1 protein-coding gene is annotated in these 950 nt (G+C 25.3%); it reads right to left on the bottom strand.

Annotated elements, in window-relative coordinates; translation table 11 throughout:
- Window positions 1-7: 7 nt before the first annotated feature.
- A complete protein-coding gene (locus tag G3997_RS03315; RefSeq protein WP_296648063.1) occupies window positions 8-817 on the bottom strand; it encodes an NAD(+)/NADH kinase in 810 nt (269 codons plus the stop codon).
- Window positions 818-950: the final 133 nt, after the last annotated feature.

The following is a 950-nucleotide window of genomic DNA, read 5'->3' as shown; positions in this document are numbered from 1 at the left end:
AATTTCACTACTTTTCATATAAAAACTTTTCTGATGCTCTTTTCCAAAATTCAAAATCTGAACGTCTAAGAAGTTTTAGTTTTATATCAGATCTTACAATATTGATATCTGTAATATCATTAAATCTATATTCATTTCCATCAACAACTACTAATATAGAGTTTTCAAATCTATATTCTGGTACTATATTTATAGTTGATTTTGCAGATAAAACAATACTTGAAGTAAATGACCTATATGCAATCGTATTCATAGGAGCTAAAGGTGTAAGCTGTAATGTATCTAAGCTTGGATCTATAATACTACCACCAGCTGAATAATTATATGCAGTTGAACCAATAGGTGTTGATACAAGCATTCCATCACCACTAAAAGTCTGTATTTTATTTTCATTTACTCTTAAATCCAAATGTAGAGTTCTTGAGCATACACTTTTTATTACAATTTCATTAACTGCATAAATATCTTTACTGTTATCCTTAGTGCATATACTTGCCTTTAAAGGATATACTTCTTGTATAATAAAGTCATTATTTTTATATAAATCTATAAATTCATCAATTTCTCCTGGATCAAACTCTGCAAAAAATCCTAAGTGACCTGTATTTATTACTATCATAGGTATACTTGGAAATTTAAAATCTTGAATTGTTTTTAAAAATGATCCATCCCCCCCTATAGATATTATAAGTTCTGTATTTTCTTCTAGTTTAGAACTTACTAAAAAGTTATTTTCTAAAAGTTTTTTAGTTAATAGTTCTTTTGTCTCTATTGATTTTTCTAAGTTGTTTGAGTTTATAGTTATAACTCTTTTCATATTAAATCTTTCCTAACTTTTCAATCTAATCTCTCCATTATATTTTAGCTTTTCTTGTTGTTATATGCAAGGTTAAAAATTCAAAATACTTAAATTATGAATAATATACTCTTAAAAAATTTAATTAATTATA

This window comes from Romboutsia sp. 13368 (genome assembly GCF_018336475.1).
Taxonomy (GTDB): Bacteria; Bacillota; Clostridia; order Peptostreptococcales; family Peptostreptococcaceae; genus Romboutsia.
Note: the sequence above shows the minus strand (reverse complement) of the source record. Positions and strands in the feature narration are given on the sequence as shown.

Bases quoted from the DNA above. Each gene is read 5' to 3' on its own strand.
- G3997_RS03315 (WP_296648063.1), bottom strand. From the start codon at position 817: ATGAAAAGAGTTATAACTATAAACTCAAACAACTTAGAAAAATCAATA.